The organism is Methylobacterium sp. 88A (assembly GCF_000376345.1).
GTDB lineage: Bacteria > Pseudomonadota > Alphaproteobacteria > Rhizobiales > Beijerinckiaceae > Methylobacterium > Methylobacterium bullatum.
Genome location: NZ_AQVT01000001.1, coordinates 3,431,439 through 3,457,301, shown reverse-complemented (window position 1 = coordinate 3,457,301; position 25,863 = coordinate 3,431,439). Strand labels below are relative to the sequence as shown.

Annotated in this window: 20 protein-coding genes; 8 read left to right on the top strand and 12 right to left on the bottom strand. The window is 66.6% G+C overall.

What is annotated here, in order from left to right:
• Nucleotides 1-77: 77 nt before the first annotated feature.
• From A3OM_RS0116540 to A3OM_RS0116530, 3 genes are all read right to left on the bottom strand, one after another.
• Nucleotides 78-1,055 (bottom strand): TIM44-like domain-containing protein, encoded by a 978-nt coding sequence (locus A3OM_RS0116540; RefSeq protein WP_018044882.1) that lies wholly within the window; start codon nucleotides 1,053-1,055, stop codon nucleotides 78-80.
• Between the two features lie 138 nt (nucleotides 1,056-1,193).
• Nucleotides 1,194-2,306 carry an ATP-binding protein gene (locus tag A3OM_RS0116535; RefSeq protein WP_018044881.1) on the bottom strand — a complete coding sequence of 371 codons (1,113 nt, stop codon included), beginning with the start codon at nucleotides 2,304-2,306 and terminating at the stop codon, nucleotides 1,194-1,196.
• Between the two features lie 96 nt (nucleotides 2,307-2,402).
• On the bottom strand, nucleotides 2,403-3,035 hold the full coding sequence (locus A3OM_RS0116530; protein ID WP_018044880.1) for a helix-turn-helix transcriptional regulator: 633 nt from the start codon (nucleotides 3,033-3,035) through the stop codon (nucleotides 2,403-2,405).
• A 204-nt stretch (nucleotides 3,036-3,239) separates the two neighbouring features.
• Between A3OM_RS0116530 and A3OM_RS0116525 the strand changes: the two genes are divergently transcribed.
• The 4 genes from A3OM_RS0116525 (at nucleotide 3,240) to A3OM_RS0116510 (ending at nucleotide 7,626) form a co-directional block, all read left to right on the top strand.
• Entirely contained in the window at nucleotides 3,240-3,617 is a 378-nt protein-coding gene (locus A3OM_RS0116525) for a DUF952 domain-containing protein (RefSeq protein ID WP_018044879.1), read from the top strand.
• Nucleotides 3,614-4,702, top strand: coding sequence for a quinone-dependent dihydroorotate dehydrogenase (locus tag A3OM_RS0116520; RefSeq protein ID WP_018044878.1), 1,089 nt, complete (start codon nucleotides 3,614-3,616; stop codon nucleotides 4,700-4,702). Before A3OM_RS0116525 ends, A3OM_RS0116520 begins: the two co-directional genes overlap by 4 nt.
• A gap of 321 nt (nucleotides 4,703-5,023) precedes the next feature.
• Entirely contained in the window at nucleotides 5,024-7,324 is a 2,301-nt protein-coding gene (locus A3OM_RS0116515; RefSeq protein WP_018044877.1) for an FdhF/YdeP family oxidoreductase, read from the top strand.
• Nucleotides 7,321-7,626 carry a hypothetical protein gene (locus A3OM_RS0116510; RefSeq protein ID WP_018044876.1) on the top strand — a complete coding sequence of 102 codons (306 nt, stop codon included), beginning with the start codon at nucleotides 7,321-7,323 and terminating at the stop codon, nucleotides 7,624-7,626. Before A3OM_RS0116515 ends, A3OM_RS0116510 begins: the two co-directional genes overlap by 4 nt.
• Before the next feature lie 8 nt (nucleotides 7,627-7,634).
• Here the strand turns inward: A3OM_RS0116510 and fliP are convergent, their stop codons facing one another.
• Nucleotides 7,635-8,399, bottom strand: coding sequence for a flagellar type III secretion system pore protein FliP (gene fliP, locus A3OM_RS0116505; protein WP_018044875.1), 765 nt, complete (start codon nucleotides 8,397-8,399; stop codon nucleotides 7,635-7,637).
• 170 nt (nucleotides 8,400-8,569) lie between these two features.
• Between fliP and A3OM_RS0116500 the strand changes: the two genes are divergently transcribed.
• Nucleotides 8,570-10,633: a M3 family metallopeptidase gene (locus A3OM_RS0116500; protein ID WP_018044874.1), complete on the top strand. Its 2,064-nt coding sequence runs from the start codon at nucleotides 8,570-8,572 to the stop codon at nucleotides 10,631-10,633.
• 1 nt (nucleotide 10,634) lies between these two features.
• Here the strand turns inward: A3OM_RS0116500 and A3OM_RS0116495 are convergent, their stop codons facing one another.
• From A3OM_RS0116495 to A3OM_RS24225, 3 genes are all read right to left on the bottom strand, one after another.
• On the bottom strand, nucleotides 10,635-12,425 hold the full coding sequence (locus A3OM_RS0116495) for a hypothetical protein (protein ID WP_018044873.1): 1,791 nt from the start codon (nucleotides 12,423-12,425) through the stop codon (nucleotides 10,635-10,637).
• Nucleotides 12,426-12,573: 148 nt separating this feature from the next.
• A complete protein-coding gene (flgK, locus tag A3OM_RS0116490) occupies nucleotides 12,574-14,451 on the bottom strand; it encodes a flagellar hook-associated protein FlgK (protein WP_026176126.1) in 1,878 nt (625 codons plus the stop codon).
• A 37-nt stretch (nucleotides 14,452-14,488) separates the two neighbouring features.
• Nucleotides 14,489-15,883, bottom strand: coding sequence for a flagellar hook-basal body complex protein (locus A3OM_RS24225; RefSeq protein WP_043764356.1), 1,395 nt, complete (start codon nucleotides 15,881-15,883; stop codon nucleotides 14,489-14,491).
• A 245-nt stretch (nucleotides 15,884-16,128) separates the two neighbouring features.
• Between A3OM_RS24225 and A3OM_RS0116470 the strand changes: the two genes are divergently transcribed.
• A complete protein-coding gene (locus A3OM_RS0116470) occupies nucleotides 16,129-16,596 on the top strand; it encodes a BLUF domain-containing protein (RefSeq protein ID WP_018044868.1) in 468 nt (155 codons plus the stop codon).
• Between the two features lie 55 nt (nucleotides 16,597-16,651).
• A complete protein-coding gene (locus tag A3OM_RS0116465) occupies nucleotides 16,652-17,104 on the top strand; it encodes a response regulator (RefSeq protein WP_018044867.1) in 453 nt (150 codons plus the stop codon).
• A 70-nt stretch (nucleotides 17,105-17,174) separates the two neighbouring features.
• Here A3OM_RS0116465 and rsmA read toward each other — a convergent pair whose 3' ends face one another.
• From rsmA to lptF, 5 genes are read right to left on the bottom strand one after another with little or no spacing between them, the layout of a single operon-like run.
• Nucleotides 17,175-18,011 (bottom strand): 16S rRNA (adenine(1518)-N(6)/adenine(1519)-N(6))-dimethyltransferase RsmA, encoded by an 837-nt coding sequence (rsmA, locus tag A3OM_RS0116460; RefSeq protein ID WP_018044866.1) that lies wholly within the window; start codon nucleotides 18,009-18,011, stop codon nucleotides 17,175-17,177.
• A complete protein-coding gene (gene pdxA / locus A3OM_RS0116455) occupies nucleotides 18,008-19,027 on the bottom strand; it encodes a 4-hydroxythreonine-4-phosphate dehydrogenase PdxA (protein ID WP_018044865.1) in 1,020 nt (339 codons plus the stop codon). The genes rsmA and pdxA overlap by 4 nt, the downstream gene beginning before the upstream one ends.
• Before the next feature lie 49 nt (nucleotides 19,028-19,076).
• Entirely contained in the window at nucleotides 19,077-21,734 is a 2,658-nt protein-coding gene (locus A3OM_RS0116450; RefSeq protein WP_018044864.1) for an LPS-assembly protein LptD, read from the bottom strand.
• Nucleotides 21,735-21,790: 56 nt separating this feature from the next.
• Nucleotides 21,791-22,879 carry an LPS export ABC transporter permease LptG gene (gene lptG, locus A3OM_RS0116445; RefSeq protein WP_018044863.1) on the bottom strand — a complete coding sequence of 363 codons (1,089 nt, stop codon included), beginning with the start codon at nucleotides 22,877-22,879 and terminating at the stop codon, nucleotides 21,791-21,793.
• A gap of 10 nt (nucleotides 22,880-22,889) precedes the next feature.
• Complete coding sequence (gene lptF, locus A3OM_RS0116440) at nucleotides 22,890-24,059, bottom strand: LPS export ABC transporter permease LptF (RefSeq protein ID WP_018044862.1); 1,170 nt, start codon at nucleotides 24,057-24,059, stop codon at nucleotides 22,890-22,892.
• A 238-nt stretch (nucleotides 24,060-24,297) separates the two neighbouring features.
• Here lptF and A3OM_RS0116435 point away from each other — a divergent pair, with 238 nt between their 5' ends.
• Entirely contained in the window at nucleotides 24,298-25,794 is a 1,497-nt protein-coding gene (locus A3OM_RS0116435; protein WP_018044861.1) for a leucyl aminopeptidase, read from the top strand.
• The last annotated feature ends 69 nt before the right edge of the window (nucleotides 25,795-25,863 follow it).

Below are 25,863 nucleotides of genomic sequence, written 5' to 3'. Positions count from 1 at the left end.
GGTGCCTGAATGGAAAAGGGCCGCGCGGTTTGCACCGCGCGGCCATTTCCTGGTTTCAACCGATGCCGTTGAGGCGGTCAGCGGCCCTGCTGGATCGCCGAGAGGATCCAGCGCCCGCCGCGCTCGCGCACGAAGGTCCAGAGCTCCAGTGCCTCCGGCTCGCCGGTCTCGACGGTCTGGTTGGTCCGAAGGTCGATCGTCACGTCGGTGATGGCGTAGCGCATCGCCACCGTGGCGTATTCCATCCGGCCTTCGCTCCAGGCTTCCGACAGGTCGCCCTGCAGCAGCTTCACGTTCGAGATCCGGTTGACGACCCCACGGGATTCGTTGCCGCGGAGTTCTTCGGCGAAGTAGCCCGCCATTTCGGGCGTCGCGAGGTTGCGCAGAGCGGCGACGTCGCCACGGCCATAAGCCGCCTGCACGTCGTTGAGGGCGATCTCGAAGCTCTGGAAATCGCCGGGGCCGATATCGATCTTGCCCACGGTCGGCTGAGGCGCGCCGCGCGGGGTCGCCCCCATCGCCGGCCCAGGACCGGTGGCCGAGCCCGGAGCGGAGCGGTAGTTGCCCGGGGTGGAGTCGCCCTGGAGAGCGGACCGGGACATGCCGGCGGGAGCCGGATTGCCCTGGCGACGGCGAAACCAGCGCACGGCGAAGGCGACGACCATCACGATGAGGCCGACCTGCAGGAGGAGGCCGATCATCGAGGCGATGCCGCCGAGTCCACCGAAGAAGCCGCCGCCGAGGAGCGCGCCGAGCAGGCCCGCACCGAGCAGGCCTGCCATGAAGCCGCCGCCGAAGCGGGGACGCTGCGTGGCGGCGCTGGTCATGCCGGGATTGCCCATGGTCGAGCCGGGCTGCGTCTGCGAACGCTGGATCGGCGCCGCGCCCGGTGCCGTGGCCGTGGAGGAGGGGGCGTTGTACGTCTTCGAGCCGCGCGAGCCCATGCCGCCGCCGCCGCCCGGACGGGCCTCGGCAACGGGCGCTGCGACGGCCAGCACCGCGGCGAGCGCGAAGATGGTCGCGGCGCGGGTGCGACGCGTGGAGGAGATGAACATGAATACGCCTCTGAACGAAGTCTGAGAGAGTCCCGGCGGGAATGCCGGACCTTATATGGTGACGTCCGGCGACAAGTTTTAGTCCGTCTTCGGCGCCGCTTTTGTTCCGTGGACGACGATGGGAAGAGCCGTGACGCCTCAGCCGGCGGCGGGGAAGATCATCCGCACCGTCGTTCCCTCGCCGGGCTTGCTGTCGAGGGAGACGGTGCCGTTCTGGCGCTTCACCAGGCCGTGGACGATGGCGAGCCCGGTGCCGCGCCCGGCCTCGCGCGTGGTGATGAAGGGAGCCAGCGCTCTCGCTGCCATCTCCGGCGACATCCCATGCCCGGTATCCCGCACCGAGATGCCGATGGCGCCGTCTCCCTGCCGGCGGATCGCCGGGTCGCTCGACGGCACCAGGAAGCTCGTGATTTCGATACTGCCGCCGGCCGGCATCGCCTCGCAGGCATTGGCGACGATGTGAAAGAGGGCGAGATCCACCTGGGTCGGGTTGGTGAGGCCGTTGGGTAGATCCGGCGCGGTGTGGACCGTCAATGTCACTCCGGGCGGAAGCGTCCCGCGCATGCGCGTGCCGAAAGCGGTGATGAGGGCGTTCATGTCGACGGGGCGGACATCCGGCGCGATCCGGCGCGAGAAAGTCAGCAAATGCCGCGTCAGAATCGTGGCTCGCTCCACGGCATCGGTGGACCGGGTCACGGCCCGCTGGATGAAGGGTTCTTCCCGGTCGCCGAGACGCCGCTTCAGCCCGTCGATATAGCCGATGAGGATCTGCAGGAAGTTGTTGAACTCGTGGGCGACGCTGTTGGTGAGCAACCCGAGGGCCTCGCGTTGCCGGGACAAGGCAAGCGCCCCTTCCGCGTCCCTGCGCCGGGTCACGTCGACCAGTTGCGCGAGGAGAAGACCGGTATCCGGCAGGGGCACAGCGAAGATCTCGGCCCAGAAGGTCGAGCCGTTTCGGCGCCAGGCCAGTACCTCGATCCCTTCCGGCCGCGTACCCGCCAAGGCCGCGGCGAAAGCGCTTCGGGCGTCCTTATCGGTATTGGCGCCCAGTAGGAGATGGACGTCGCGTCCGGCGAGATCGCCGGTCTCATGGCCGGTGAGTTGCGCGAAGGCGGGATTGGCCGAGACGATCCTCGCCGTCGCCGGGTCGATCAACAGGGCCGGTACGGCGCTGGCCTCGAGGCCCGAGCGAAAATCGATGCGCGAGTCCGGAGGATCGCCTGGTTCGCCGTCCTGATCATGCAACGCCATGCTCTATCCAGGCCTGTCGGAGCGAAACGGGCTCCAGTGTGAGTCGCATCGGGTGCGGGTGCCAGAATCGATCGGCACGGCGGCTCCCGGCGATGGCTATTGCCGCACCCACATCACCCGGGCGATCCAGGCGATCTCGGCCACCTGGACGATGCGTTCGGGGTGGTTCGGGTTGAGAGAGAGCAGCTCGATGGTCCGGGCGGTCTTGCGGCGCAGTTCCTTGGCCAGCACTTCGCCGCTCGCCAGACGCACCACCACGCGGTCGCCCTTGCGGACACTGGCGGTGGGAGAGACGATCAGCACGTCACCGTCGCGATAGAGCGGCTCCATGGAATCGCCCTGCACTTCGAGGGCGAAGGCGCGATCCTCGCCGAGATCGGGAAACTCGATCTCCTCCCAGCCCGGGCCGCCCGTGGGCATGCCTTCCTCGGTGAAGAGCCGGCCGGCGCCGGCCTGCGTCATGCCGATCAGCGGCACCATGGCGCGCGGCATGCCTTCCCGTGGCTCGATGAGGCGAAGGAAATCGTCGAGCGTCGCGTTGGTCGCCGCGAGCACCTTCGACACGGATTCGGTGGAGGGCCAGCGCTTGCGCCCATCCGGCCCGATCCGCTTCGAGCGATTGAAGCTCGTGGCGTCGAGGCCCGCACGGCGTGCGAGACCGGAGGCCGAGAAGCCGTGGCGTTCCGCGAGGAGGTCGATCGCGGTCCAGATCTGCTCGTGGGACAGCATGGCGAGACTCGATCAGAATGGCTAAGACATCCAGCCTAGCTTTAGGAAAGTAGAACTAAACTACGCCGGAAGCAACGGCACGCCGCCATTATCCAGAAGGTGTAGGAACTCGGAAAGGACGACTTGAGGTGGCGACCGATCGTGGTTGCGACGGATGCCGACCCGTTCTATCGCGTGGACCGTCGAACCGGAAGGCAACGCGCGATGCCCGTGATCTACAAGATTTGCCCGCGCGCCCTCTGGCGCGAGGCGGAGGAAGCGGGGCGGTTCGCGGGTGCGCCTGTCGACAAGGCCGACGGGTTCATCCATTTCTCCACCGCCGACCAGGTGGCTGAAACGGCCGCCCGGCACTTCGCGGGTGTCCCCGATCTCCTCCTCATCGGCATCGAGGCCGAGGCGCTGGGCGAGGCCCTACGCTACGAGCCCTCCCGTGGCGGGGCGCTGTTCCCCCATCTCTACGGCGATCTGCCCCTCGACGCCGTCATATCCGTGACCGAGCTTCCGATCGGGCCGGACGGACGGCATGTGTTTCAAGCCGATCTTATCTCGTCCGCCAGCCCCGCAACCGGAGCATCGGTATGATCGGCGCTCTCTTTCCCCTCGCAAAGCCGATCCTGCACGGTCTAGACGCCGAGACGGCGCACAACCTCACCTTGCGCGGGCTGGGGCTTCTGCCTCCGCGAAAGCCCACCCCGGATGATCCGAAGCTCGCGGTCACCGCCTTCGGCCGCCGGTTCCCCAATCCGGTCGGCCTGGCGGCGGGGTTCGACAAGGGCGCGCAGGTGCCCGATGCCCTGCTCGGCCTGGGCTTCGGCTTCGTGGAAGTCGGCGGCGTGGTGCCGAAGCCGCAGGGCGGTAATCCTCGCCCGCGCGTGTTCCGCCTGAGCGCCGACGGTGCCGTCATCAACCGCTTCGGTCTCAACAGCGAAGGGCTCGACGTCGTGCGTGGCCGCCTCGCGGCCAGAAGTGGCCGGACCGGTCTGGTGGGCATCAACATCGGGGCCAACAAGGATTCCACCGACAGGATCGCCGATTACGTGGCCTGCACCACGGCGCTGGCGCCCCATGTCGCCTTCGTCACGGTCAATGTTTCTTCGCCGAACACCCCCGGACTGCGCGACCTCCAGGGCGAAGCCTTCCTCGACGATCTGTTGGGACGCGTGGTCGAGGCCCGCGACAAGGCCTCGCCCGAGACCGCGATCCTGCTCAAGATCGCCCCCGACATCTCGCTCGAAGCCCTCGATTCCATCGTCGCCACCGCCTTGCGCCGCAAGGTGCAGGGCCTCGTCGTCTCCAACACCACCATCGCGCGGCCGACCAGTCTCACCGAAGCCTCCCTGGCGACGGAGACCGGGGGCCTGTCCGGCCGCCCGCTTTTCGAACCGGCGACCCGCCTTCTGGCGGAGGCCTACCTGCGTGTCGGCGGTACCATCCCGCTCATCGGCGTCGGCGGGATCGACTCCGCCGAGGCGGCTTGGACCAAGATCCGTGCCGGAGCGAGCCTGCTGCAGCTCTACTCGGCCCTGGTCTATGCCGGCCCCGGCCTCGTGAGCACGATCAAATCCGGCCTGCTGCGCAAGCTCGGCACCGAGGGTGCGCGCGACCTGTCCGCCATCGTCGGCCGCGATGCCGCGGCTCTGTCCAGGCTCGGCCTCGACGCCAGGTAAGCGAGGGGCGGGCCGAGGGACATGGCGTGACCTGCTCCCGCATCGCGGTGGAAGTCTCGGCAAGGCCGGTTTCGGATCGGGCCGGCAGGTCCGATCCCGGCGCCATTCGCATGCGTCTTCTGCGCTGGGATCGGGGGTGAGTTTAGAACTCCGTAAGACTGCTCGGTTTCATGCCATGACATGTCCACAGGCGCATGACTGGCCCGCGTTTGCCCCTGATTGAGTGACCCTTGTGCGGTGCGATATCGCTGGTGGAATCGACGGTGGCCTCGCCCTGCGACGGCACTGTCCCATCCCTCATTTGCCGAACCAGGATCGTTCATGGATCACCCGGTCGCGTCCCCCAAGCGTTCCTCCGCCGCCGGCGGGTGGGGCGCGCTGAAGAGCTGCGGCAAGCACCTGCTGAGCAGCCGCGCCCCGCTCTCCGGGGCCCGCGCCATGCTCAAGGCCAACCAGCCCGACGGGTTCGATTGTCCCGGCTGCGCCTGGGGTGATCCGGCGCACGGCTCGTCGTTCGAGTTCTGCGAGAATGGCGTGAAGGCCGTCTCCTGGGAGGCGACCGACAAGCGCACGCCGCCGAAGTTCTTCGCCAAGCATACCGTGTCGGAGCTGCGTGGCTGGACCGACTACGCGCTGGAAGGCGAGGGACGCCTGACGCACCCCATGCGCTACGACGCAGGCAGCGACCGCTACCTGCCCGTCAGCTGGGACGACGCCTTCGCCGAGATCGGCGCCACCCTGCGCGGCCTCGACAGCCCGGACCGTGCCGAGTTCTACACCTCCGGTCGCGCCTCCAACGAGGCGGCTTACATCTACCAGCTGTTCGCCCGGCTCTACGGCACCAACAACTTCCCCGACTGCTCCAACATGTGCCACGAGGCCAGCGGCATCGCCCTCCAGGCGGCCATCGGCATCGGCAAGGGCACCGTGCTGCTCGAGGATTTCGAGAAGGCGGACGCGATCTTCGTGGTTGGCCAGAACCCCGGCACCAACCATCCCCGCATGCTCGGCGATCTGCGCAAGGCGGCGACCCGCGGCGCCCGCGTTGTGGTGTTCAACCCCGTGCGCGAGCGCGGGCTCGAACGCTTCGCCGACCCGCAGAACACGGTGGAGATGCTGCGCGGTGCCAGCGCCCCGGTGGCGAGCCACTATTACCAGCCCCGTCCGGGCGGCGACATGGCGGCGTTCCGCGGCATCGCCAAGGCGGTCTTCGCGGCGGACGACGCGGCTCGCGCCGCCGGCCGTCCATCCGTCCTGGATCGCGCCTTCCTCAGCCACCACGCCGAGGGCCACGAGGCCTATCGCGCCGTCGTGGAGGCGACGAGCTGGGAGGCGATCGAGGACCAGTCCGGCCTCTCTCGCGCCGATATCGAGGTGGCTGCCGACGTCTATCTCGGCGCCGACAAGGTGATCTGCACCTGGGCCATGGGCGTCACCCAGCACAAGCACTCGGTGGCCACCATCCGCGAGATGACGAACGTCATGCTCCTGCGCGGCAATATCGGCCGTCCCGGTGCCGGCCTCTGCCCCGTGCGCGGCCATTCCAACGTGCAGGGCGACCGTACGGTGGGCATCAACGAGAAGCCGCCCGCCGCGCTGCTCGACGCCCTCGAGCGCGAGATCGGCTTCGTCGCCCCGCGCAAACACGGTCACAACGTCATCGGCGCCATCGGCGCCATGCTCGACGGTTCGTCGAAGGCCTTCATCGGGCTCGGCGGCAACTTCGCCCGCGCCACGCCCGATACCGCGCTGGTGGCCAAGGCGCTCGCCTCCTGCGAACTCACCGTCCACATCGCGACGAAGCTCAATCACTCGCATCTCGTGCCCGGCCGCGTCGCCTACCTGCTGCCCTGTATCGGCCGCACCGAGATCGACCGGAATTCGAAGGGCAAGATCCAGATCGTCACGGTCGAGGACTCCATGAGCATGGTCCACGGCTCGGGCGGCATCAACAAGCCCGCCTCGCCGGAGCTGCGCTCCGAGATCGCGATCATCGCCGGCATGGCGGCTGCCACCGTCGGCTCGGACAAGGTCGATTGGGCGGCCCTCGCCGACGATTACGACGGCATCCGTGCGTTGATCGAGCGGACCATTCCGGGGTTCGCCGGTTACAACGCCCGCGTCCGCCGTCCGCGCGGCTTCATGCTGCGCAACCTCGCCGCCGAGCGCAACTTCGAGACGGTGAACGGAAAAGCGAACTTCTCCGCCGATGCCCTGCCAGAGGCGACCGAGCATCAGCAGGCGAGGGCGATGGGCGACACCTTCGTGCTCCAGACCTTCCGCAGCCACGATCAGTACAACACCACCGTATACGGCCTCGACGACCGCTATCGCGGTGTCTACGGCGAGCGTCAGGTGTTGTTCGCCCATCCCGACGACCTGGCCGAAATCCGTGCCGTCGCCGGCGACCGGGTCGACATCGTCGGCACCCACGACGACGGCGTGGTGCGGGTGGCCGAAGGCTTCCGCCTCGTGCCCTTCGACATGCCGCGCGGCAGTCTCGCCGGTTACTACCCGGAGCTCAACGTCCTCGTTCCCCTGTCGTCCTTCGGCAAGGAGAGCGACACGCCGACCTCGAAATCGGTGATGGTCTCGATCCGCCGCCCGGCTGAAGCCGCGTGAGCGAGCCGCCCGCCGACGCCGAGACCTTCCTCGCCGTCACCGATTCCATCGCCGACCTCCAGCCCGGCCTCTCCACCTTGGAGGCCGGGCTGCTGGCGGGGCTGCACCTGAAGCTCGCCGCCGACAGCCGAAGCTTCGCGCGTGTCTTCGGCGTCGAGCATGCCCTCGTCCTGCGCGCCGTGGAGACCCTGTCGGGGGAAGCGGAGCTTCTGGCGATCACCGAGCGCAACCAGCGCACCCAGCGGACCCGCTACGAGGCGACGCCGGCGGGGCTCGCCATCCTGGACCACCTGCACGGCTGATCCCGCATTCAGCTTCCGTAGCTCTGGATCAGCGAGCCCGCGACCAGGGTCCAGCCGTCCACCAGCACGAAGAAGATCAGCTTGAACGGCAGTGCCACCGTCGCCGGCGGCACCATCATCATGCCCACCGCCATCAGGATCGAGGCGACGACGAGGTCGATGATGAGGAAGGGGATGAAGAGGAGGAAGCCGATCTCGAAGGCCCGCCTGAGTTCCGAGATCATGAAGGCCGGCGTGACGATCTCGAGGCCGATGGCTTCCGGCCCGGCAGGGGCGGGGGCCTTCGCCATGTCGAGAAACAGCTTCAGATCCTTCTCGCGCACGTTGCGCAGCATGAAGGTCTTGAACGGGGCCGAGGCCCGCTCGAACGCCACGCCCTGCGTGATCTGCCCGGCGATCAGCGGTTCGATGCCGGTCCGGTAAGCCTCCCGCGCCGTCGGCGCCATGACGAAGGCGGTGAGGAACAGGGCGAGGCTGGTGATCACGGCATTCGGGGGCGCGCTCTGCGTGCCGAGGGCCGAGCGCAGGATCGAGAGGACCACCACGATCCGCGTGAACGAAGTCGCCATCACGAGCACGGACGGCGCCAGCGCGAGGACGGTGATGAGGGCGACGAGTTGGAGCGCCCGCTCCGTCACCCCGCCCTGGCCGAGATCGACCGAGAGGCTCTGAGCCATGGCCGAACCGATGCCGGCGGCCAGGAAACCGCTCGCCGCCAGGACGAGGCGGGCGGTGCGGATCGGGACGGGGACGGATCGGAGGGAGGGTGTCATGGCGGCGGCAACCTGCGTCGAGCCGTGCGCGGGCGCAAGCGATGATGTCCCGCAGATGCCGTCCACAGGCGCACGCATGTCACCGCAAAACCACGCGGGGGCTTTGCGCTCGTTCCCTCCGATGGCTACGTTCCGGCCGAGCCAGCGGCGCACGATTTCGAAGGACGACCATGACGAGCACCACCATCCGGGACATCGGACCGTTCGCTGAGCCTGTATGGGACACGCCGTTCGGCCTGCCGCCCTTCGACAGGATCCGGCCGGAGCATTTCCTGCCCGCCTTCGAGACGGCCCTGGATTCGCACGATGCCGAGATCGCGGCCATCGCCGAGTCTTCGGAGCCGGCGACCTTCGCCAACACGGTGGAGGCGATGGAGCGCGCGGGCCTCGATCTCGACCGCGTCGCTTCCGTCTTCTTCAACCTGAGCGGCAGCAACACCAGCCCGGACCTCCAGGCCGTCGAGCGGGCGATCACGCCGCGTCTCGCCCGCCACGGCAGCGCCATCTACCTCAATCCCCGGCTCTGGGCGCGCATCGCCGCCGTCAACGCGGATGCGGAGACGCTCGGCTCGGAAGAGCGGCGCGTCCTCGACCGCTACCGCACACGCTTTCGCCGCGCCGGTGCCGATCTCGCTCCCGAGGCGAAGACGCGGATGGCCGAGATCGCCGGGCGGATGGCCGAGCTCGGGACGACGTTCAGCCAGAACCTGCTGGCCGATGAGAGCGCCTTCATCCTCCCCCTCGAGGGTGAGGCGGACCTCGCCGGCCTGCCCGAGTTCCTGAGGGCGGCCGCCGCCAGCGCGGCCAAGGACCGGGGCGGCGAGCACGGTCACGTCATCACCCTGTCGCGCTCGCTGATCGAGCCGTTCCTGGTCTTCTCCGCCCGGCGTGACCTGCGCGAGAAGGCCTACGAGGCCTGGACCCGCCGTGGCGAGAGCGGGGGCGCCACGGACAACAAGGGGATCATCGCCGAGATCGTCGCCCTCCGCGCGGAGCGGGCCCGGCTCCTCGGCTTCGACAGCTTCGCTCATTTCAAGCTCTCCGACACCATGGCCGGCTCGCCGGACGCGGCGATGGAACTCCTGCGCAACGTCTGGACACCGGCCCATGCCCGTGCGGGCGCGGAACGCGACCGGCTCCAGGCGCTGGCGACGTCGGAAGGGGCCGACTTCGCCATCCGCGCCCACGATTGGCGCCACTATGCGGAGAAGCTCCGGCGGTCCGAGCACGATCTCGACGAGGGCGAGATCAAGCCCTACCTGCCCCTGGACGGCGTCATCGCGGCCTCCTTCGACACGGCCTCGCGCCTGTTCCACCTGCGCTTCGAGGAACTCACCGACTTCCCCCGCTACCATCCCGACGTGCGGGCCTGGACGGTACGCAATGCCGACGGATCGGAGATCGGGATCTTCCTCGGCGATTACTTCGCCCGGTCGTCGAAGCGCAGCGGCGCCTGGATGAGTGCCTTCCGCTCACAGGAGCGGCTCAACGGCCCGATCACGCCGATCATCGTCAACGTGATGAACTTCGCCAAGGCGCCGGCGGGCGAGACGCCGCTTCTGTCCTTCGACGACGCGCGCACCCTGTTTCACGAGTTCGGCCATGCCCTGCACGGCCTCCTCTCCGACGTGACCTACCCGCTTCTCGCGGGCACGGCGGTGGCGGGCGATTTCGTCGAACTGCCCTCACAGCTCTACGAGCACTGGCTCGAACAGCCGGAAGTGCTGCGCGCCCATGCACGCCATTACCGCACCGGCGAGCCGATGCCGGAAGACCTGCTCACCCGCATGCTCGCGGCGCGTGCCTTCAATCAGGGCTTCGCCACCATCGAGTACACCGCCTCGGCGATCGTCGACATGACGCTGCATCTATCGAGCGGCGGCGAGGACGGGCTCGACGTCCTGGCCTTCGAGGCCGACGCCCTGCAGCGCATCGGCATGCCGGCGGAGATCTCCATGCGGCACCGCTCGCCGCATTTCGCGCATATCTTCTCCGGCGATAGCTATGCGGCCGGCTATTACAGCTACCTCTGGTCCGAGGTGCTGGATGCCGATGCGTTCGACGCGTTCCGCGAGGCCGGCGACATCTTCCACCCCGAGACGGCCGCGCGCCTGCGCAAATTCGTCTACGGGGCCGGAAACCTGCGCGACCCCGGCGAGGCCTACACCGCCTTCCGCGGCCGCCTGCCGAGCATCGATCCGCTGCTGCGCCAGCGCGGCCTGGCGGCGGCCTGATTCAGGAGAGGTAGTTCGTCAGCGTCAGCTTCGAGAGCATCGAGGTCACCTGGTAGCTCGCCTGAAGCTGGTTCTGGAGCGCCAGGAGCTTCGCTGTCACTTCCTCGAGGGAGACCGTATCGACGCCGTCGAGACTGTCCTGAAGCGTGGCCCTGGCGGCGCGGTTGTCGGCCTTCGTCTCCGTCATGGTCTTGGCCGCGAGGCCGAGATCGCTGGCGATGGCCTGTAATCCCTCGCGCCCGTTGGTGGAGGTGAGAACCGAGCGTGAGCGTTCCGCGACGGCGAGGTAGCGTGCGGCCTCCGACGTTCCGGTCTGCGTGGTGGTGAAACTCTGCACCGCGACCTGCGCGATCCCGGCGAGGACCGCGCGGATCGGCGCCTCGTTGGCCTGGGCTCCGATGCCGATCTTTCGGTCCGAGCCGATCTGCACCGATGCCGTCGCCCGTGGATCGGTGGAGGTATCGTCGCCGGTGTACCAGATGACGGTCGTGGCGCTGGCCCCTTCCGCGTAGCCGTTCCCGTCCGCCGATACGCGGCGCGGCGCAAGACCCTCGGTCTTCGACCCGGCGAAGAAATCCTGGGTGGCGCGCGACGCCGAACTCGCCGAGAGGGTCGTCCCCGCCGTCTCCTTCAGCGCGTTCGACAGGGCGGTGGAGATGTTGGCGGCGACGTCACCGGTCAGCGAGAACTCGGTGGTGGACTTCGCATCCGCATTCGCCTTCGCGGTCAGCGTGATCGTCTGCGTGGTGCCGTCGCGAAGCGCGAGCTTGAAGGTCAGCGTGTCCCCCGCCGCCGGAGGGGTCTTCACGTTGAGCTCCACCGAAGCCGGCGTGCCGGCGCCGAAATTCGCCGCGAGCCCGAGGGAGGCCTTGCCCTGGATGCTGGCAACGGGCTGGCCCTGGAACTTCTTGGTGAGGGCGGCGGCGGTCTCGGCGGCCGTACCGAGCGGGATCGTGTTGGTGGAATCCGCCGGAGGATTGGCGGTGACGATCAGGTCGGTGAAACTCTGGGTTCCGTCGGGCTGATTGATCGCCACGCGGATGCGGTCGCCTTCCGCCGGCGCATTGGCCACGGAGAAGGTGACGTCCGGGTTCGTGCGCGCCGTCATCGGCCCCGCCGTGATGGCCGCCGGGTTCGAACTCGCCGCAGAGACGAGGCTGAAGCCGAAATTCGCACGCGCCTCCGTGCCTCCGGCTCCGGTACCCTCTTCGCTGACCGTCACGGTGGAGCCCGACACGCTCGTGGCGATGCGGCCATTGCCGTTCGGGCCGAGATCGGCGGCGATCTGCTCGCTCACCACGGTCTTGAGGCCGTCGAGGTTGCGGCTGGGCACGCCGTTGAGGATCGCATCCGACGAGGCGACGGGCGGGGCGTCGGAATCGCGACCGCCGAAGATGTAATTACCGGCGACGTCCTGGTTCAAGGCGTCCACGGCGGCGTCCAGGCTGTTCCTGGCTACCTGCACGGCGTTCGAACCGGACGCGATCGACCCGCTATTCAACGAACCCTGGACGATGCCGCTGAGGTTGGAGAGCTGTGTCACCGCCGAACTGGCGACCGTCACCCGCGTGGTGTTTGCGTTGATCGCGGCATCGTAGCCATCGAGCGCGCTGAGCGAGGCGTGGGCAGAGAGGCTGGTGGTTCGCGCAGAGCCGATGCCGCCATACGTCTCCGCATTGCGTCCGGTGCTGAGCTGGGTCGTCAACGCATCGAGGCGCGCCTTTTGGCTGACCAGATTCGCTGTGTTGCGATCCTGAAAATAGGTGCCTGCCGTGAAGGCGCTGATCGTCATCGTGACCTCGGCGAAAGGGTCTTCACGGGTTTGACCGTTGGAAGACGCCTGAGAAATGGCCCGAACTGTGGAGCCCACGTTTCGGAAGAACGAAATGCGGAAAGAAGACCTGGAGCAACCTCACGGACAGGAAGTCCGTGAGGAATCTCTAGATCCGGAGAAGCGTGTCCAGCATGTCGCGCGCGGCCGTCAGGACGCGGGCATTGGCGGTATAAGCCGTCTGCAACCCGACGAGCTTCGACATCTCCTCGTCGATCTTGACGCCGGATGTGTCCGCGAACCGACTCTGCGCCGTCGCCAGAGCGATGCTCTGCCCTTCGTCGAGAAACTGTGCGGTCGCGGTGGCGGCGCCCTGGGCGTCGATGATCTTCTGGGTGAAGTCCTGAACCGAGGTCGTGAAAGGGGCGCTGATGCCGCCGATTCCGCTCGCCGCCGAGAAGGTCCGGTTGGCGGTCGTGAGGGCGTTGTGGAGGTATTGCGGCCGCGATACGTCGTTGGCCGGAGTGGATGACGACATCTTCACCAGCGATTCGGTCTTCGCCGCCACCGCCGGGTTCACGGCGATGCGTTGAGCAAAGCCCGTCAGCTGCGAGCCGCCATCGAACGAGCCGGTGAAGAGACGGGCCTGGCCGCCGCCATCGACGAAGAGCGGGATCTGCGGCTTGCCGTTCGTCACGTCGTCGGCCGTTTTCGACTGGGTGACGCTGGCGCTGATCCCTTGGATCGTCGTGGTCCCGTTCGCCGGGGTCAGGATTCTGACCGCGCCTTCTTTGCCGACAGTGCCGTTGGACGTCACGGTGAATGACGAGCCGAGGGCAGCGGCGATCGAGGCGCCGAGCTTGGCCGGGTCGCTCTCCAGCGTGAACGGCACGATGGTCGCCAGCGGGTCGGCGACATCGGTCCGGTTCACGGCGGCGGGCGGATTCAGTTTGGACGGAACCAGGATCAGGTTGCGCTGGGCGCCCTTGTCATCCTTGAGGCTGATCGTGATGGCGTTGCCGGCGCTCAGGCCAGTGAGGTCGATGTCGAAACCCGCGCCCGCCGCTGTGGACGCGGGCGTGCCCACCGCCGAGCTATCGGACAGCGACCGCGACAGGCCCGCCGCGAGATCGTCGAGCTGGCGCTGGGCCTGGGGCAGAACCGTGTCGCGCAGCTCGATTCCGGCGGCCAGCGAGCCCGAGCGGATCGCGTTCGAGGCCACCAGATCGATCGTTCCGCCGCCCGGCGTGGTCGCCGTGATGGTTCCGACGCCGCGCTGGGCCGGGTCCGCGGAGTAGCTGTCCTCTGGACCGAGCGTGCCGCGGCCGTCGAAGCTCAAACTCGCCGCGCTGGCCCGGTCCACCAGGGTCATGCCGGAATTGGTCATGACCGTGACGGTCCCGTCTCGCTGCACCGAGGCCTGCACGTCGAGATAGCCGGAGAGGGAATTGAGGGCCTGGTCGCGCTGGTCGAGCAGGGCGACCTTGGACCCATCGTCGCTGGTGGCCGCGATCTTGACGTTGAGTTGGGCGATGGACGAGAGCAGGCCGCTCGCCGCCGACGTATCGTTGGCGAGCTGGCTCTCGGTCGCGGTGCGCAGGGATTGGACCCCCTCCGCGATGCTTCCGATCTTCGTCGCGAGGTTCGATGCCGCCGCGACCACGGCGGAGCGGGCGGGCGCGGAGTCCGGAGCAGCGCCGAGGGTCTGGAGCGCCAGGGTGAAGCTGTTCATCACCCCGTCGAGGGCGCTCGTCGTGCCGGGCGTGCCGTAGAGCTTGTCGAGCTGGGTCCGGACGTCCGCCATCATGCCCGTATAGGACGCGCCGGACGTCTCCAGCCGCAGCTGCTTCAACGAATTCTCGTCGAAGACCCGGTCGATCGTGCCGAGGGCAACGCCGGAATTGCCGGGCCCCTGCGCGACGGTGTCGAGCGAGCGCTTGACATAGCCTGTGGTGCCGACATTCGCGATGTTCTGCGAGACGATGCCGATGGCGGCCTGAGTGGTCTTCAGGCCGGCCATGGCCGTGTTCAGGGCTGATAACGACACGCTTGCCCTCCCTTTACGTCACCGGAAACCTCGGAACTCAGCGGATGATATTGATCAACGAGGACATCATGTCCTGCGCGGTCGAGATGACCTTCGTGTTCGCAGAATAGGCCTGTTGGGTTACGATCATCTTAGAAAATTCGCTCGCAATGTCCGTATTCGACTGCTCGATGTTCTGGCCTTCGATCGTCGTGCCATTGAGGCCCGTGACTGGGACTCCGGAATCAAGCGTCTGACGATAATTGCCTGACGAATCCGCCTTCAGTCCATCGGGGTTTGTGAATTGCACCACCTTGATATTTGCAACGGTAATAGTATTGCCATTACTATAACTGGCAACAACCTCACCACTCTCGGTAATGTAGCTGTCTTTGAATGTACCTGATGTAAATCCATCCTGTTTTAGCTCTGACATTGCTATGTTTTTGTCGCCGAAGGATGACAAACCTTTTCCATAACTGATAGCAATAGATTCGAGCTTCACACCATCAATCGTCGGCTCTGCGAGCGTAATGGAACCCGTATCTGGCTCAACAAGCGTACCACCCGCATCGAATTCGAACGCTGTTCCTGCATTCGTCCATGACGACTTTCCTCTGTCAACTGTAGTGTCGTTGGCATAGAATAGATTCCAGACGGCATTCTTAGCAGGAAATTCAGTCTTAGTGCCATCGGCGTTAGTAGTCGTTTTCGCTGGAACTGCGTCTTGTACTTTCGACCATACTGTATTGAGTTGTACAGGTGCCCCACTGGCTGAATATATCTGCAATATTGGTCCTGTGATGCTGCCATTCATGAGATTATTTGCATCCGTGCCCGCAGGAACAGTTCCATTCCCGGTGCCAGTCAGGATAATCGGGCTAGCTGTGCCAGAAAATGTTGTTCCAACCAAAGTGTTGGCGGGATTTTTTGGAAGATCCGCTGCATAGCTGATCATGCCCGTTGCCTTGCCAGGGATTGGCCGTTGCGAAATCTGGATAGGGCCTTCGCTCCCGGCGTTGCCTGTGATGGGATCGATATTGCTTCCGGTCAGATAAGCTCCTCCGCCATTGCGCAGATAGCCTTCCGAGTCTGTCTTGAAATCGCCTCGGCGCGTATAGAGATTTTCCGGCGAGAACGAAGTCTGACCATTGACGTCGCTGGCCTTCGTTTGCACGGCGAAGAATCCCGGCCCGTTCAGGGCCATGTTGGTCGGTGTCTCGGTCGCGATGATGTTGCCCTGGATCGAGTTGGTGAGGACGGAATTCGCCCTGACGCTGCCGGAGACCTGACGGCTGGGCGCCTGCTCGGCGACGAGGTCGACGAAGCTGGTATCGACCCGCTTGAAGCCGGTGGTCTGCGAGTTGGCGATGTTGCCGGAGATGTTCTCGAGGGAGAAGCCCTGGGCCTTCATGCCCGAGACCGCCGTCTGTAACGCGGAAAACACATCCATGACCGGCAACCTTTGTTGAAAATGATGTGGACCGAAATCGGTTCAAGCCATCATCCGCAAGCGAGATGCCAAATCTAACTCATTGAAAATACAAGATTAGTTCTTTAGATGGTCGGCAAGAACCGACATTTGCCTGGAATGCCCCGGCAGCTTTTGCCGGTTTCGTGATAGAGTGCCGGCGTCGTTTACCCAGCGTTATGCCCAGGTCGGTTATCGTCGGGCCGTTGGCGCAACGGAGAGGGATCATGAAGAGCAAGCGGACGACCCTCGTCCATCTCATCTATTTCTCGCGCCTCAATCTCGCCGCCGATGCGGCGGGCCGGACTCGCCAACTCGGCGAGATCACGCGGCAGGCGCAGAAGAAGAACGAATTCTCCGTCATCACGAGCTTCCTGCTGGTGGAGCAGAATTTCGCCGCGCAGATCATCGAGGGCGAGCGCACCTCCGTGAACGACACGTTCGGACGGATCAGCAACGATACCCGGCATCGCGACGTGCAGATCGTCGAGTGGCGCGAGATCGTGAAGCGGGAATTCGTCAATTCGTTCGTGACCGTCATCCGCAACCCCGCGAACGACGCGATCTTCCAGAAGGCCGGCCTGCTGCCGATGTTTCAGCGCGGCACTCCGAAAGGCGGGGTGATCCATTCCCTCGCCGTTGCCCTGCAGGCCGAATCGCTGGCCAAACAGGGCATCGACCATCTCTTCGTCTGATGCTTCGTCCCAGCCTTCCTGATGTCGGATATCCGACTTTGAGCTTCGAAAGCCCATGAGTGAGACCCCACCGATCCTGATCGTCGACGATCAGGAGAAACTGCTGAAGCTGGTCATCCTGCTGATGACGCGGATCGGTTTCCCCGATGTCGACGGCGTGACCAGCGGTCCCGAAGCGCTGGAGCGTTTGCGCGAGCGCAAATACGCCCTCGTGATCTCGGACCTGATGATGGAGCCGATGGACGGACTGACGCTCCTGCGCGAGATCCGCGGCGACGACGCGCTCATGAACACGCCCTTCATCCTCACCGAGGCGTCGTTCGATTTCGAGGACATCAACCTCGCGCACCAGGCCGGTGCCGATGCCTTCATCCTGAAGCCGTTCGACATGTCCGTGCTGAAATCGAAGCTGAAACAGGTGATCAACCGCAAGCCACGCCGCCGCGAGGCGCCGCTGGCCGCCGAATCCGCCCTCAGCGTCGATTTCCCGATGCTCGGCAAGTTCTGAACGATTCCGGCCGTCGACCCTGCGGCGGCCCCGCCTGGATACCCACACGGCGTCGTCGTCCGGGCGGGATTCAGTCCAGCGCCCGTGCCATCGCGACGAAGCCCGAGACCGGCACCTCTTCCGCCCTGGCCGTCTCGGGGATCCCCGCCGCGTCGAGCAGGCGCGCCGGGTCGGGCGTTGCCGCTTTCAGGCTCTGGCGCAACATTTTGCGGCGCTGGCCGAACGCTGCCCGCGTCACCCGTTCGAGTGCCGTCACCGAACAGGGCAGGGGGGCAAGCCTCGGCCGCAGGTGGACGACGCTCGATGTCACCTTGGGTGGCGGCACGAAAGCCGAGGGCGCCACGTCGAACAGGATGTTCGCCTCGGTGCGCCAGCCGCACAGGACGCCCAAGCGCCCGTAATTCGCCCGGTCGGATTCGTCCGCGACGATCCGCTCGGCGACCTCGCGCTGGAACATCAGCGTGAGGGAGTCCCACCATGGCGGCCAGGCCGATTCGGTGAGCCACCCCGTCAGCAGCGGTGTTCCGACATTGTAGGGAAGGTTGGCGACGATCCGCACCTTTCCGTCACCGACGAGGGGGCGCGGATCGAATTTCAGCGCGTCGGCATCGACCACGTCGAGGCGGCCCGGATAATGCGCGGCGATCTCGGCCAGCGCCGGCAGGGCGCGGGGGTCGCGCTCGATGGCGACCACGCGTGCGGCGCCGGCAGAGAGGAGGGCGCGGGTCAGGCCGCCGGGGCCCGGCCCCACCTCAACCACGGTGACCCCTTCCAGCGGGCCGGCGGCGCGGGCGATCCGCCCGGTGAGATTGAGGTCGAACAGGAAGTTCTGCCCCAGCGCCTTCTTCGGCGCGAGATCGTGCTTCAGCACGACCTCGCGCAGGGGGGGAAGCCCGTCCTCGCTCACGCGTGTTGCCCCGCAAGTCTAGCGGCGAGCCGCAGGGCGCCCATCAGACTGTCCGGCCGCGCCACGCCCTTGCCCGCGATGTCGAAGGCAGTGCCGTGATCGGGCGAGGTCCGGATGAAGGGCAGACCCAGCGTGACGTTGACGCCATCGTCGAAGGCGATGGTCTTGATCGGGATCAGGGCCTGGTCGTGGGTCGGCGTCAGCGCGACGTCGTAGGCCGCCCTTGCGCGGGGATGGAACAGCGTATCCGCCGGAAGCGGGCCTCTGATGTCGATCCCTTCGTCCTGGAGCTGCGCCACGGCCGGTTCCAGAACGTCGCGGTCTTCCGTCCCCATCGTGCCGGCCTCGCCCGCATGGGGGTTCAGCCCCGACAGGACGAGGCGGGGATGGGGGATGCCGAAGCGTTCCGTCAGGTCCCGCGCCACGATGCGTGCCGTCCGGACCACGAGGTCCTGCGTCAACAGATCGGGCACGCGGCGCAGGGCGACGTGGATCGTCACCGGCACCACGGCCAGGGTCTCGCTCCACAGCATCATCACCGGGAGCGGCGCGGCCTTGCCGGGCTCTGCGGCCAGGGCCGCGAGGAACTCGGTATGGCCCGGATAGGCGAAGCCGACGCTGGTCAGGACGTATTTCGCGATCGGATTGGTGACGAGGGCGATCGCCTCGCCCGAGCGGACCAGACCGACCGCCGTCATGATCGATTCGAGGGTCGCGCCGGCATTGGCCGCGCTCGGCCGTCCCGCCACGGCGCCGACACGCGTACCGCTCGGCAGCGGCATGACCGGGAGCGCGCGGGGAAAGACCTCGACCGCGAGATCGGGTCCGACCTCCGCCACCGGCACCTGAAAGCCGAGGCTGCTCGCCCGCGCCTCGATGAAATCGGGATCGCCGATGAGGAAGAACGGTGGAAGCCCGGCCCCTTCGTCCCGGGACAGCCAGGCCATGAGGGCGATCTCCGGCCCGATACCGGCGGGATCGCCCATCGTGAGCGCAATGGGTCTGTGCACCGTCATGGCCTGCTGTCGTCGCCGGAAGAAGGCGAGGCCGGGTTCTCGCCCGATCTCACCGGGTCGCCGCGATGCCGTCGGCCGTGCTCGCGATGTTGACGTTCTGGCGCAGGTCGACTTCGCCGAGGGTCTTCAATTCGACGCGCAGCAGCACGGTGCGGTTGCGCTCCGTGACGCCGAGGGCCGCGGCCGTCGGTGAGACGATGTAGTTGAGCGAGAAGGTGGTGCACTCGTCCTGATAACCGCCGCCAATGCTCAATCCGGCGAGGTTGGCGCGGCCGGGATTGGTATAGACCGGCGCCGCGCCTACGGGATTGGCGAGATAGGAGGTGTAGGCGTTGGCGAAATTATCGCGCACGTCGAGATAGTGCGTGAGATCGACGAGGGCCGAGCCGGTGACGAACCAGTTCGGGGTGATGTGGTAGGTCGCCGAGGCGGTCAGGCCCTCTCTGCGGTTGTTGAAGCCGAGCATGGGCTGGGCGGCGTAGTAGGAATAGAACATCGACAGGTCGATGGGCGCGAAGGGGTTGAGGCGCGCGATGACGCCCGTCTCCAGGCGGTTGACGGTGAAGTCCCGCTGCTCGAACCGCGCACGTGTGACGAAGCTGATATTCTGGTTGGGCGAGAGCTGGAAGCGTCCGACATAATCGGATTCCCGACGCTCCAGGCCGGAATCGAGGCCGACATTGGCGAGATCGCCCCGACGGAACGAGTTGACCCCGGCGACCTGGATGGATTCGCCGAACATCACGTTCGCGTACCAGCCCGACGGCGTCACCACCGAGTATTGCGCGCCGAGATTGGTGCGGACGCCGCCTTCGACACGGTCGTAGCCGGAGAACTTGTCCCACTCGAACAGCGACGTGTCGTCGAAGACCAAGCTCTGCGCGTCCTCGTTGGGCAGGCGGCCGATATGCGTTTCGCTCGGACGGATCACGACCTGAGCGATGGGTTCGAGGGTGTGGACGCCGAGGGGGCCGAAATTGCTCACGAAGGGATAGCGGTAATCGAGACCCACCGCCGGCATCACCCGCCCTGAGAAATCCGAATCCGTGGTGCTGATCGTCTGCGCGAGGGCGTTCTGATAGCCGGAATTGCGCGGATCGACGAAGAAGGCGTCCGTGCGCAGATAGGCGAAGGGAGTGAAGACCTGGCCGGCATCGTCGATGAAGGTCCGGCGCCATGACAGCTGCGCGGATGCTCGGGTGTTGCTCCCCGACAGGCCGCGGATGATGCAGGTGCTGCGCGTGAAGGTGGTGCAGGTCTCGTAGAGCGAGTAGGTCGTCCCGTTGACCGTGGGATTGAAGTAGTAGGAGCCCGTGCGCGGAATCGCCTGGAAATCCGTGGCTTCACGGTCGAGGTGGGTGATGTTGGCCTCGAAACGCACTTCGCCGCCGAGGAAGCCCGGACCGTTGATGCGCTTGTCGTAATCGATCACCGGCGCGACGACCGGCTGCTCCTTCTGCCAATCGTAGCTCGACAGACCCTTGAAATAGTAGGCGCGCGCCTCGAACCAGGAGCGGTCGCCCTGGCCGATCAGGTAGGCCGTCGAGACCGCCTCACGGAAGTAATCCGTGGTGATGCTCGAATTGCGGACGCGGTAATTGTCGAGGAACCACTTGTCGGTGACGCCGACCACGTCCCAGCCCGTGCGCCACCGGTCGTTGATGTAGAACTGGCCCGTGGTCTCGATCGAACCACGGAAGTCGCGGTCTCCCGCGCCGAGCGGGCCGGGGAGGAAGGCGCTGGGCGTCGTCTGGAAGATGCCGCTGGCGCGGATGGTATAGGTTCCGGTGTCGAGCCGGTGACGCAGCTCACCCTGGCCGAGGATACCCTGCTCGCTCAGGAAGGACGGCGTCAGGGTGATGTCGAAATTCGGCGCGACGTTGATGAAGAACGGCGTCGAGATGCCACTGCCGAGGGCGGTGGAGGTGATGAAGCGCGGCGTGAGGAAGCCGGTCTTGCGCTTCACCGTCGGGTCCGGCGCCTCGAAATAGGGCAGGTAACCGACGGGGATACCGGCGATCTCAAGGGTCGATTCCTCGAACCCGATCGTGTGGGTCTCGTTGTTGTGGATGATCTTGGCGGCGCGCACCTGCCACAGGGGCGGCGTCTCCGGATTGTTCTTGCACGGCTCGCAGGCGGTGTAGGTGCCGGATTCGAAGGTCGTCTGTTCGCCGTCCACCCGCTCGCCGCGCGGCGCGGAGAAGCGCGTGCGGACCGGCTGGCCCCGCATTTCCACGGTTTGCTGGATGCGCAGGGCGTCGACGAACCCGTTCCGGAAATCGTCCGTCAGTTCCATCGTGTCGCCGGTCACGACGGCGCCGGTCTCGTCGGTGAGACGGACGTTGCCCTCGGCGAAGACGCGGCTGCTGGCCCTGTCATAACGCACGCGGTCGGCCTGCAGGGTGCGCGGGCCGTAATGCAGCTCGGCATTGCCGCGCGCCGTGACGGTGTTGTTGTCGTTGTCGTAGATCAGCTCGGCGGCCTCGACGAGGAGCCGCTCGGCCGGCTTGCCCGCGGGGGCAGGAGCGGGCTGCGCGGCGGCCTTGGGTGCCACAGCGGATTTGGGCGCCGCAGCCTTGCGGGCCTGGCCCCTGTCACTCTGGCCGGCAGCCTGCGCGCTCGCACCATCGGAGCCGAGCGTGAGCGCGGCGCCGGAGACGAACGCCAGCAACCCGGCGAGCTTCGCGATGTCGGAGACTGTACGCAACCCGTGTCCCAACCTCTGCCTCGGCCTCGTTTCGCGTCCCGTCACCGACAACGGCATCAGCCGTCCTCCTGATAGAGAAGCGTGAGCGTACCGAGAAGACTCCCTACCACGGCCGGGAACCATGCCGCCACCGGGGGCGACACGATGCCTGATGCGCCGAGGCCTTCCATGACCTGCCGCGCGACGTAGAGGAAGAACCCCGCCGCCACACCGCCGAGCACAAGCTTGCCCACTCCACCAAAGCGGAAGAACCTTAAGGAAACGCTGGCTGCCACGAGCACCATGGCAACGAAGAGAACGGGCCTCGCCATGAGGACATCATACTGGAGTCGGTAGCGCGTCGCATCCAACCCAGCCCTCTCCGTGCGTGCGATGGTCTCGTTCAGTTGCCAGAAAGGCACAGATTCCGGGGGTGTGAAGCGCTGTTTCACCTGTCCGGCATCGAGGTTCGAGGCGAGAATGTAGGTGTCGTAACTCTCGGGAGGCTGGCCCTTGGTGAGGAGCCGCGCGTCCTGGAGGGTCCAGTATCCGTCATGCAGTGTCGCGCGCGCGGCCTCGATCTGCGACACGAAGACCCCGGCCTCGTCGAACGTATAGACCGACACGCCGGCCAGGGTGGTCGTGCCCTCGATCGCCGTCCCGGCACGCAGGATCGCCTGGCCGTCGAGGCTGTTCTGGCGAATCCACAGGTCCTTGCCGGAATTCGCCTTCGTGGATTTCGCGAAGATCCTCGCCTCGATTTCGGTGGATCGCTGCTTCATCGCGGCGGAGACCGGATTGTAGATCCCCACCGTGAAGGCGCCGATGGCCAGCGCCACCAGGATGCCGGGCTGGAGGAACTGCCAGGCCGAGATGCCCGCGGCCCGCGCCACCACGAGTTCGAGCTTGCGCGACAGCTGGAGCAGCGCCGCCATGGAGCCGAACAGGATCGCGAAAGGCAGGACGCCCTCGGCCACCGCCGGGGTGCGATAGAGCGAGAGCTGCGCCATCAAACTTGTGGACGCGCCCTCCGTGTCGCCCGCCCGGCGCAGCAATTCGACGAAATCCAGCGTGTAGACCAGGGCGAAGACGGTGATGAACACGCCGAGCACCGTGCGCAGGAAGCGCAGGGCGAAGTAGCGTCCGAGGGTGAAGCCGATCATCATGGCGGCGGCCTCACCCGTCGCCGAGGCGCGGTCGACGCATCACGGCGCGGCCGAGATTCGAGAGGGTCCTGGAGACGCGCGCGTTCCAGTCCCGCACCGCGGCACCGTTGAAGACGATCAGGCAGGACATCGCCAGCGCCAGGGCGGGGGCGGCGTAGATCGCGACGACGGCGCCCTGGCTTCGCACCGCCGCGCTGCTGGCCGCGAAGCCCGCGATGCGCAGGACGATGACGGCGACGACGGCGCCCGCCATGGCGAGGCCGCGCCCCTGGCGCGTGGTGCGCGGGTCGCCGAGTGCCGCGAAAGCGATGAGGGTCAGGGCGAGCGGGTAGAGCCAGGCCGAGAGCCGGTCGTGCACTTCCGCGCGGAAGCGGCCCTTCTGAGACTGGTAATAGGTCTCGGTCGTATCGGGGAAGAGAAGCTGCGCCGTCGACCGTTCGCGCGGCTTGTAGACGGTCTCGCCGTCCGGGGGGGTGAAGGCCGCGAGGTCCACCGTGTAGCGCTCGAAGGTGATGATCGAGGAATCCCGAGAATCCTTCTGCTGCCGGTGGATGCTGCCCTTCTCAAGGGCGAGGTAGCTCTGGCCCTCGTAATCCACGGCCTGACCCTGCTCGGCGAGATAGACCACCGTCTTTCCGGCCTCGCGCTTGTCCTGGATGAAGATGCCCTGCAGCGTTCCGCCCGGGCCGCGCTCGCGGAAATGGAAGGTGATGCCGCTGTCGAGCTCGGTGAACTGGCCCTCCTTCACCACGTTCGCGATGAAGTCGCCGCGCACGCGCGTGAGCACGTCGCGCAGTTCCTGGAACGAGGACGGCATCACCTGGATCGTCAGGAAGGCGACGCCGGCGCTCACGATGAGCCCCAGGGTGAGGAACGGGCGAAGGATGCGCCGCGGCTGCATGCCGGCCGCCGACATGACGATGAGCTCGGAATCGCCGTTCAGCCGGTTCAGGGCGTAGACCACGGCGATGAACAGGGCCACGGGCGCGATCACGGTGATCAGCGTCGGCACCGACAATCCGGTGATCAGGAAGAAGACGATGAGGGTCTGGCCCTTGGCCGTGATCAGGTCGAGTTCGCGCAGGGCCTGTGTCACCCAGATCGTGCCCGTGAGGCCGATCAGGCAAGCGAGGAAGGCCCCGGCCGCGATCCTGAATATGTAGCGCTCGATCTGCGTCATCGGATCTCGTGGCGGGCCTTACGCGCGGCTTGCGTGGGACGCGTCCCACGGGCCTTCCTCATGCCCCCCGGCATCGCACCCGTCCACCGATGTCGATCGTCTTGGGGCGCTTCAAATCAGGCGCTTTCGCGGCGGCCGGATCGCGTTGCGTTCTTCGCATCAACGGGTACACAAGGAGCGTCGCGGCGCCGTGTGTCGGGCCGCACGAACCAATTCAGACCTTCGGAAAGCGTGACTTATGGCGGACGGTATCACGATCGCATTCGGGCCGCTCGGCCCGGTCGGCCACGGCGACATCGTTCTTTTCGTCGGCGATGATCTGGCGCTTTCGCCCACGGTCGCGCAGGCCCTTGGCCGCGGCGCGGCCGACCTGCTGGCGCGCGCCGCTGCGAGCGAGCGGTTCAAGGGCAAGTCGCTGACGTCCCTGGCACTCCCGGCCCCCGCCGGGATCGATGCCGACCGGCTCCTCGTCATCGGCCTCGGTTCGGAGAAGGACCGCGCCAAGATCGATTGGCCGGCTCTGGGCGGCTATGCGGCCAGCAAGGTGAGCGGCCGCCAGGCCCATGTCGCCCTCGATTGGCCAGGCTCCTCGGTGAGCCCCGCGAACGCCGCCGATTTCGCCCTCGGCGCGCGTCTGCGCGTCTACAGCTTCGACCGCTACAAGACGAAGAAGAAGCCGGAGGGCGAGGAAGCTCGCGTCACCGCGCTCACCCTCATGGTGGCCGATCCCTCGGCGGCGGAGGCGGCTTCCAAGGTTTCGGAGGCCGTGGCCGGCGGCGTCCTCCTGGCGCGTGAACTCATCAACGAGCCGCCGAACGTTCTCTATCCCGAGGAATTCGCGCGGCGCGCCGAGGAACTGACCAAGCTCGGCGTCGAGGTCGAGGTTCTCGGTCCCGGCAAGCTCGAGGCCCTCGGCATGGGAGCGCTCCTCGCCGTCGCGCAGGGCTCGACGCGTGAGGCCCGCGTGGTCGTCATGCGCTGGAACGGCGGCGACGATGCGTCGGAAGCGCCGATCGCCTTCATCGGCAAGGGCGTCTGCTTCGATTCCGGCGGCATCTCGATCAAGTCCGCCGGCGGCATGGAAGACATGAAGGGCGATATGGGGGGCGCCGCCTGCGTCGTGGGTACGATGTTCGCGCTCGCCTCGCGCAAGGCGAAGGTCAACGCCATCGGCGCTATCGGCATCGTCGAGAACATGCCGGACGGCAACGCCATGCGCCCGGCCGACATCGTCACCTCCATGTCCGGCCAGACCATCGAGATCATCAACACCGACGCCGAGGGGCGCCTCGTCCTCGCCGACGTGATCTGGCACGTGCAGAGTGCCTACAAGCCGAAATTCATGATCGATCTGGCGACCCTCACCGGGGCGATCATCGTCGCCCTCGGCCAGGACATCGCCGGTATGTTCTCCAACGACGATGCGCTGGCCGCCAAGATCGCCGCCGCCAGCGAGGCCACCGGCGAGGCGGTGTGGCGGATGCCGCTGATCCCGGCCTACGACAAGGCCATCGACTCGAAATTCGCCGACATGAAGAACACCGGCGGGCGCCATGGCGGCGCGGCCACCGCCGCGTCCTTCATCAAGCGCTACGTCAACGACGTGCCGTGGGCGCATCTCGACATCGCCGGCGTCGCGATGTCGTCGAGCCCCAGCGAGATCAACCGGAGCTGGGGCGCCGGCTGGGGCGTGCGTCTCCTCGACCGGCTCGTGCGCGACAATTACGAGGCGTGATGGCATCCGGCGGCGCGTCCGCGGTGCTTGTCCCGGCCGCCGCCTCTCCTCCCGCAGCCGCGGCACTGT

Excerpts from the sequence above, each read along its gene's own strand:
- A3OM_RS0116540 (WP_018044882.1), bottom strand. The coding sequence starts at position 1,055 with ATGTTCATCTCCTCCACGCGTCGCACCCGCGCCGCGACCATCTTCGCG.
- A3OM_RS0116535 (WP_018044881.1), bottom strand. The coding sequence starts at position 2,306 with ATGGCGTTGCATGATCAGGACGGCGAACCAGGCGATCCTCCGGACTCG.
- A3OM_RS0116530 (WP_018044880.1), bottom strand. The coding sequence starts at position 3,035 with ATGCTGTCCCACGAGCAGATCTGGACCGCGATCGACCTCCTCGCGGAA.
- A3OM_RS0116525 (WP_018044879.1), top strand. The coding sequence starts at position 3,240 with ATGCCCGTGATCTACAAGATTTGCCCGCGCGCCCTCTGGCGCGAGGCG.
- A3OM_RS0116520 (WP_018044878.1), top strand. The coding sequence starts at position 3,614 with ATGATCGGCGCTCTCTTTCCCCTCGCAAAGCCGATCCTGCACGGTCTA.
- A3OM_RS0116515 (WP_018044877.1), top strand. The coding sequence starts at position 5,024 with ATGGATCACCCGGTCGCGTCCCCCAAGCGTTCCTCCGCCGCCGGCGGG.
- fliP (WP_018044875.1), bottom strand. The coding sequence starts at position 8,399 with ATGACACCCTCCCTCCGATCCGTCCCCGTCCCGATCCGCACCGCCCGC.
- A3OM_RS0116500 (WP_018044874.1), top strand. The coding sequence starts at position 8,570 with ATGACGAGCACCACCATCCGGGACATCGGACCGTTCGCTGAGCCTGTA.
- A3OM_RS0116495 (WP_018044873.1), bottom strand. The coding sequence starts at position 12,425 with ATGACGATCAGCGCCTTCACGGCAGGCACCTATTTTCAGGATCGCAAC.
- A3OM_RS24225 (WP_043764356.1), bottom strand. The coding sequence starts at position 15,883 with ATGGATGTGTTTTCCGCGTTACAGACGGCGGTCTCGGGCATGAAGGCC.
- A3OM_RS0116470 (WP_018044868.1), top strand. The coding sequence starts at position 16,129 with ATGAAGAGCAAGCGGACGACCCTCGTCCATCTCATCTATTTCTCGCGC.
- A3OM_RS0116465 (WP_018044867.1), top strand. The coding sequence starts at position 16,652 with ATGAGTGAGACCCCACCGATCCTGATCGTCGACGATCAGGAGAAACTG.
- pdxA (WP_018044865.1), bottom strand. The coding sequence starts at position 19,027 with ATGACGGTGCACAGACCCATTGCGCTCACGATGGGCGATCCCGCCGGT.
- lptG (WP_018044863.1), bottom strand. The coding sequence starts at position 22,879 with ATGATGATCGGCTTCACCCTCGGACGCTACTTCGCCCTGCGCTTCCTG.
- lptF (WP_018044862.1), bottom strand. The coding sequence starts at position 24,059 with ATGACGCAGATCGAGCGCTACATATTCAGGATCGCGGCCGGGGCCTTC.
- A3OM_RS0116435 (WP_018044861.1), top strand. The coding sequence starts at position 24,298 with ATGGCGGACGGTATCACGATCGCATTCGGGCCGCTCGGCCCGGTCGGC.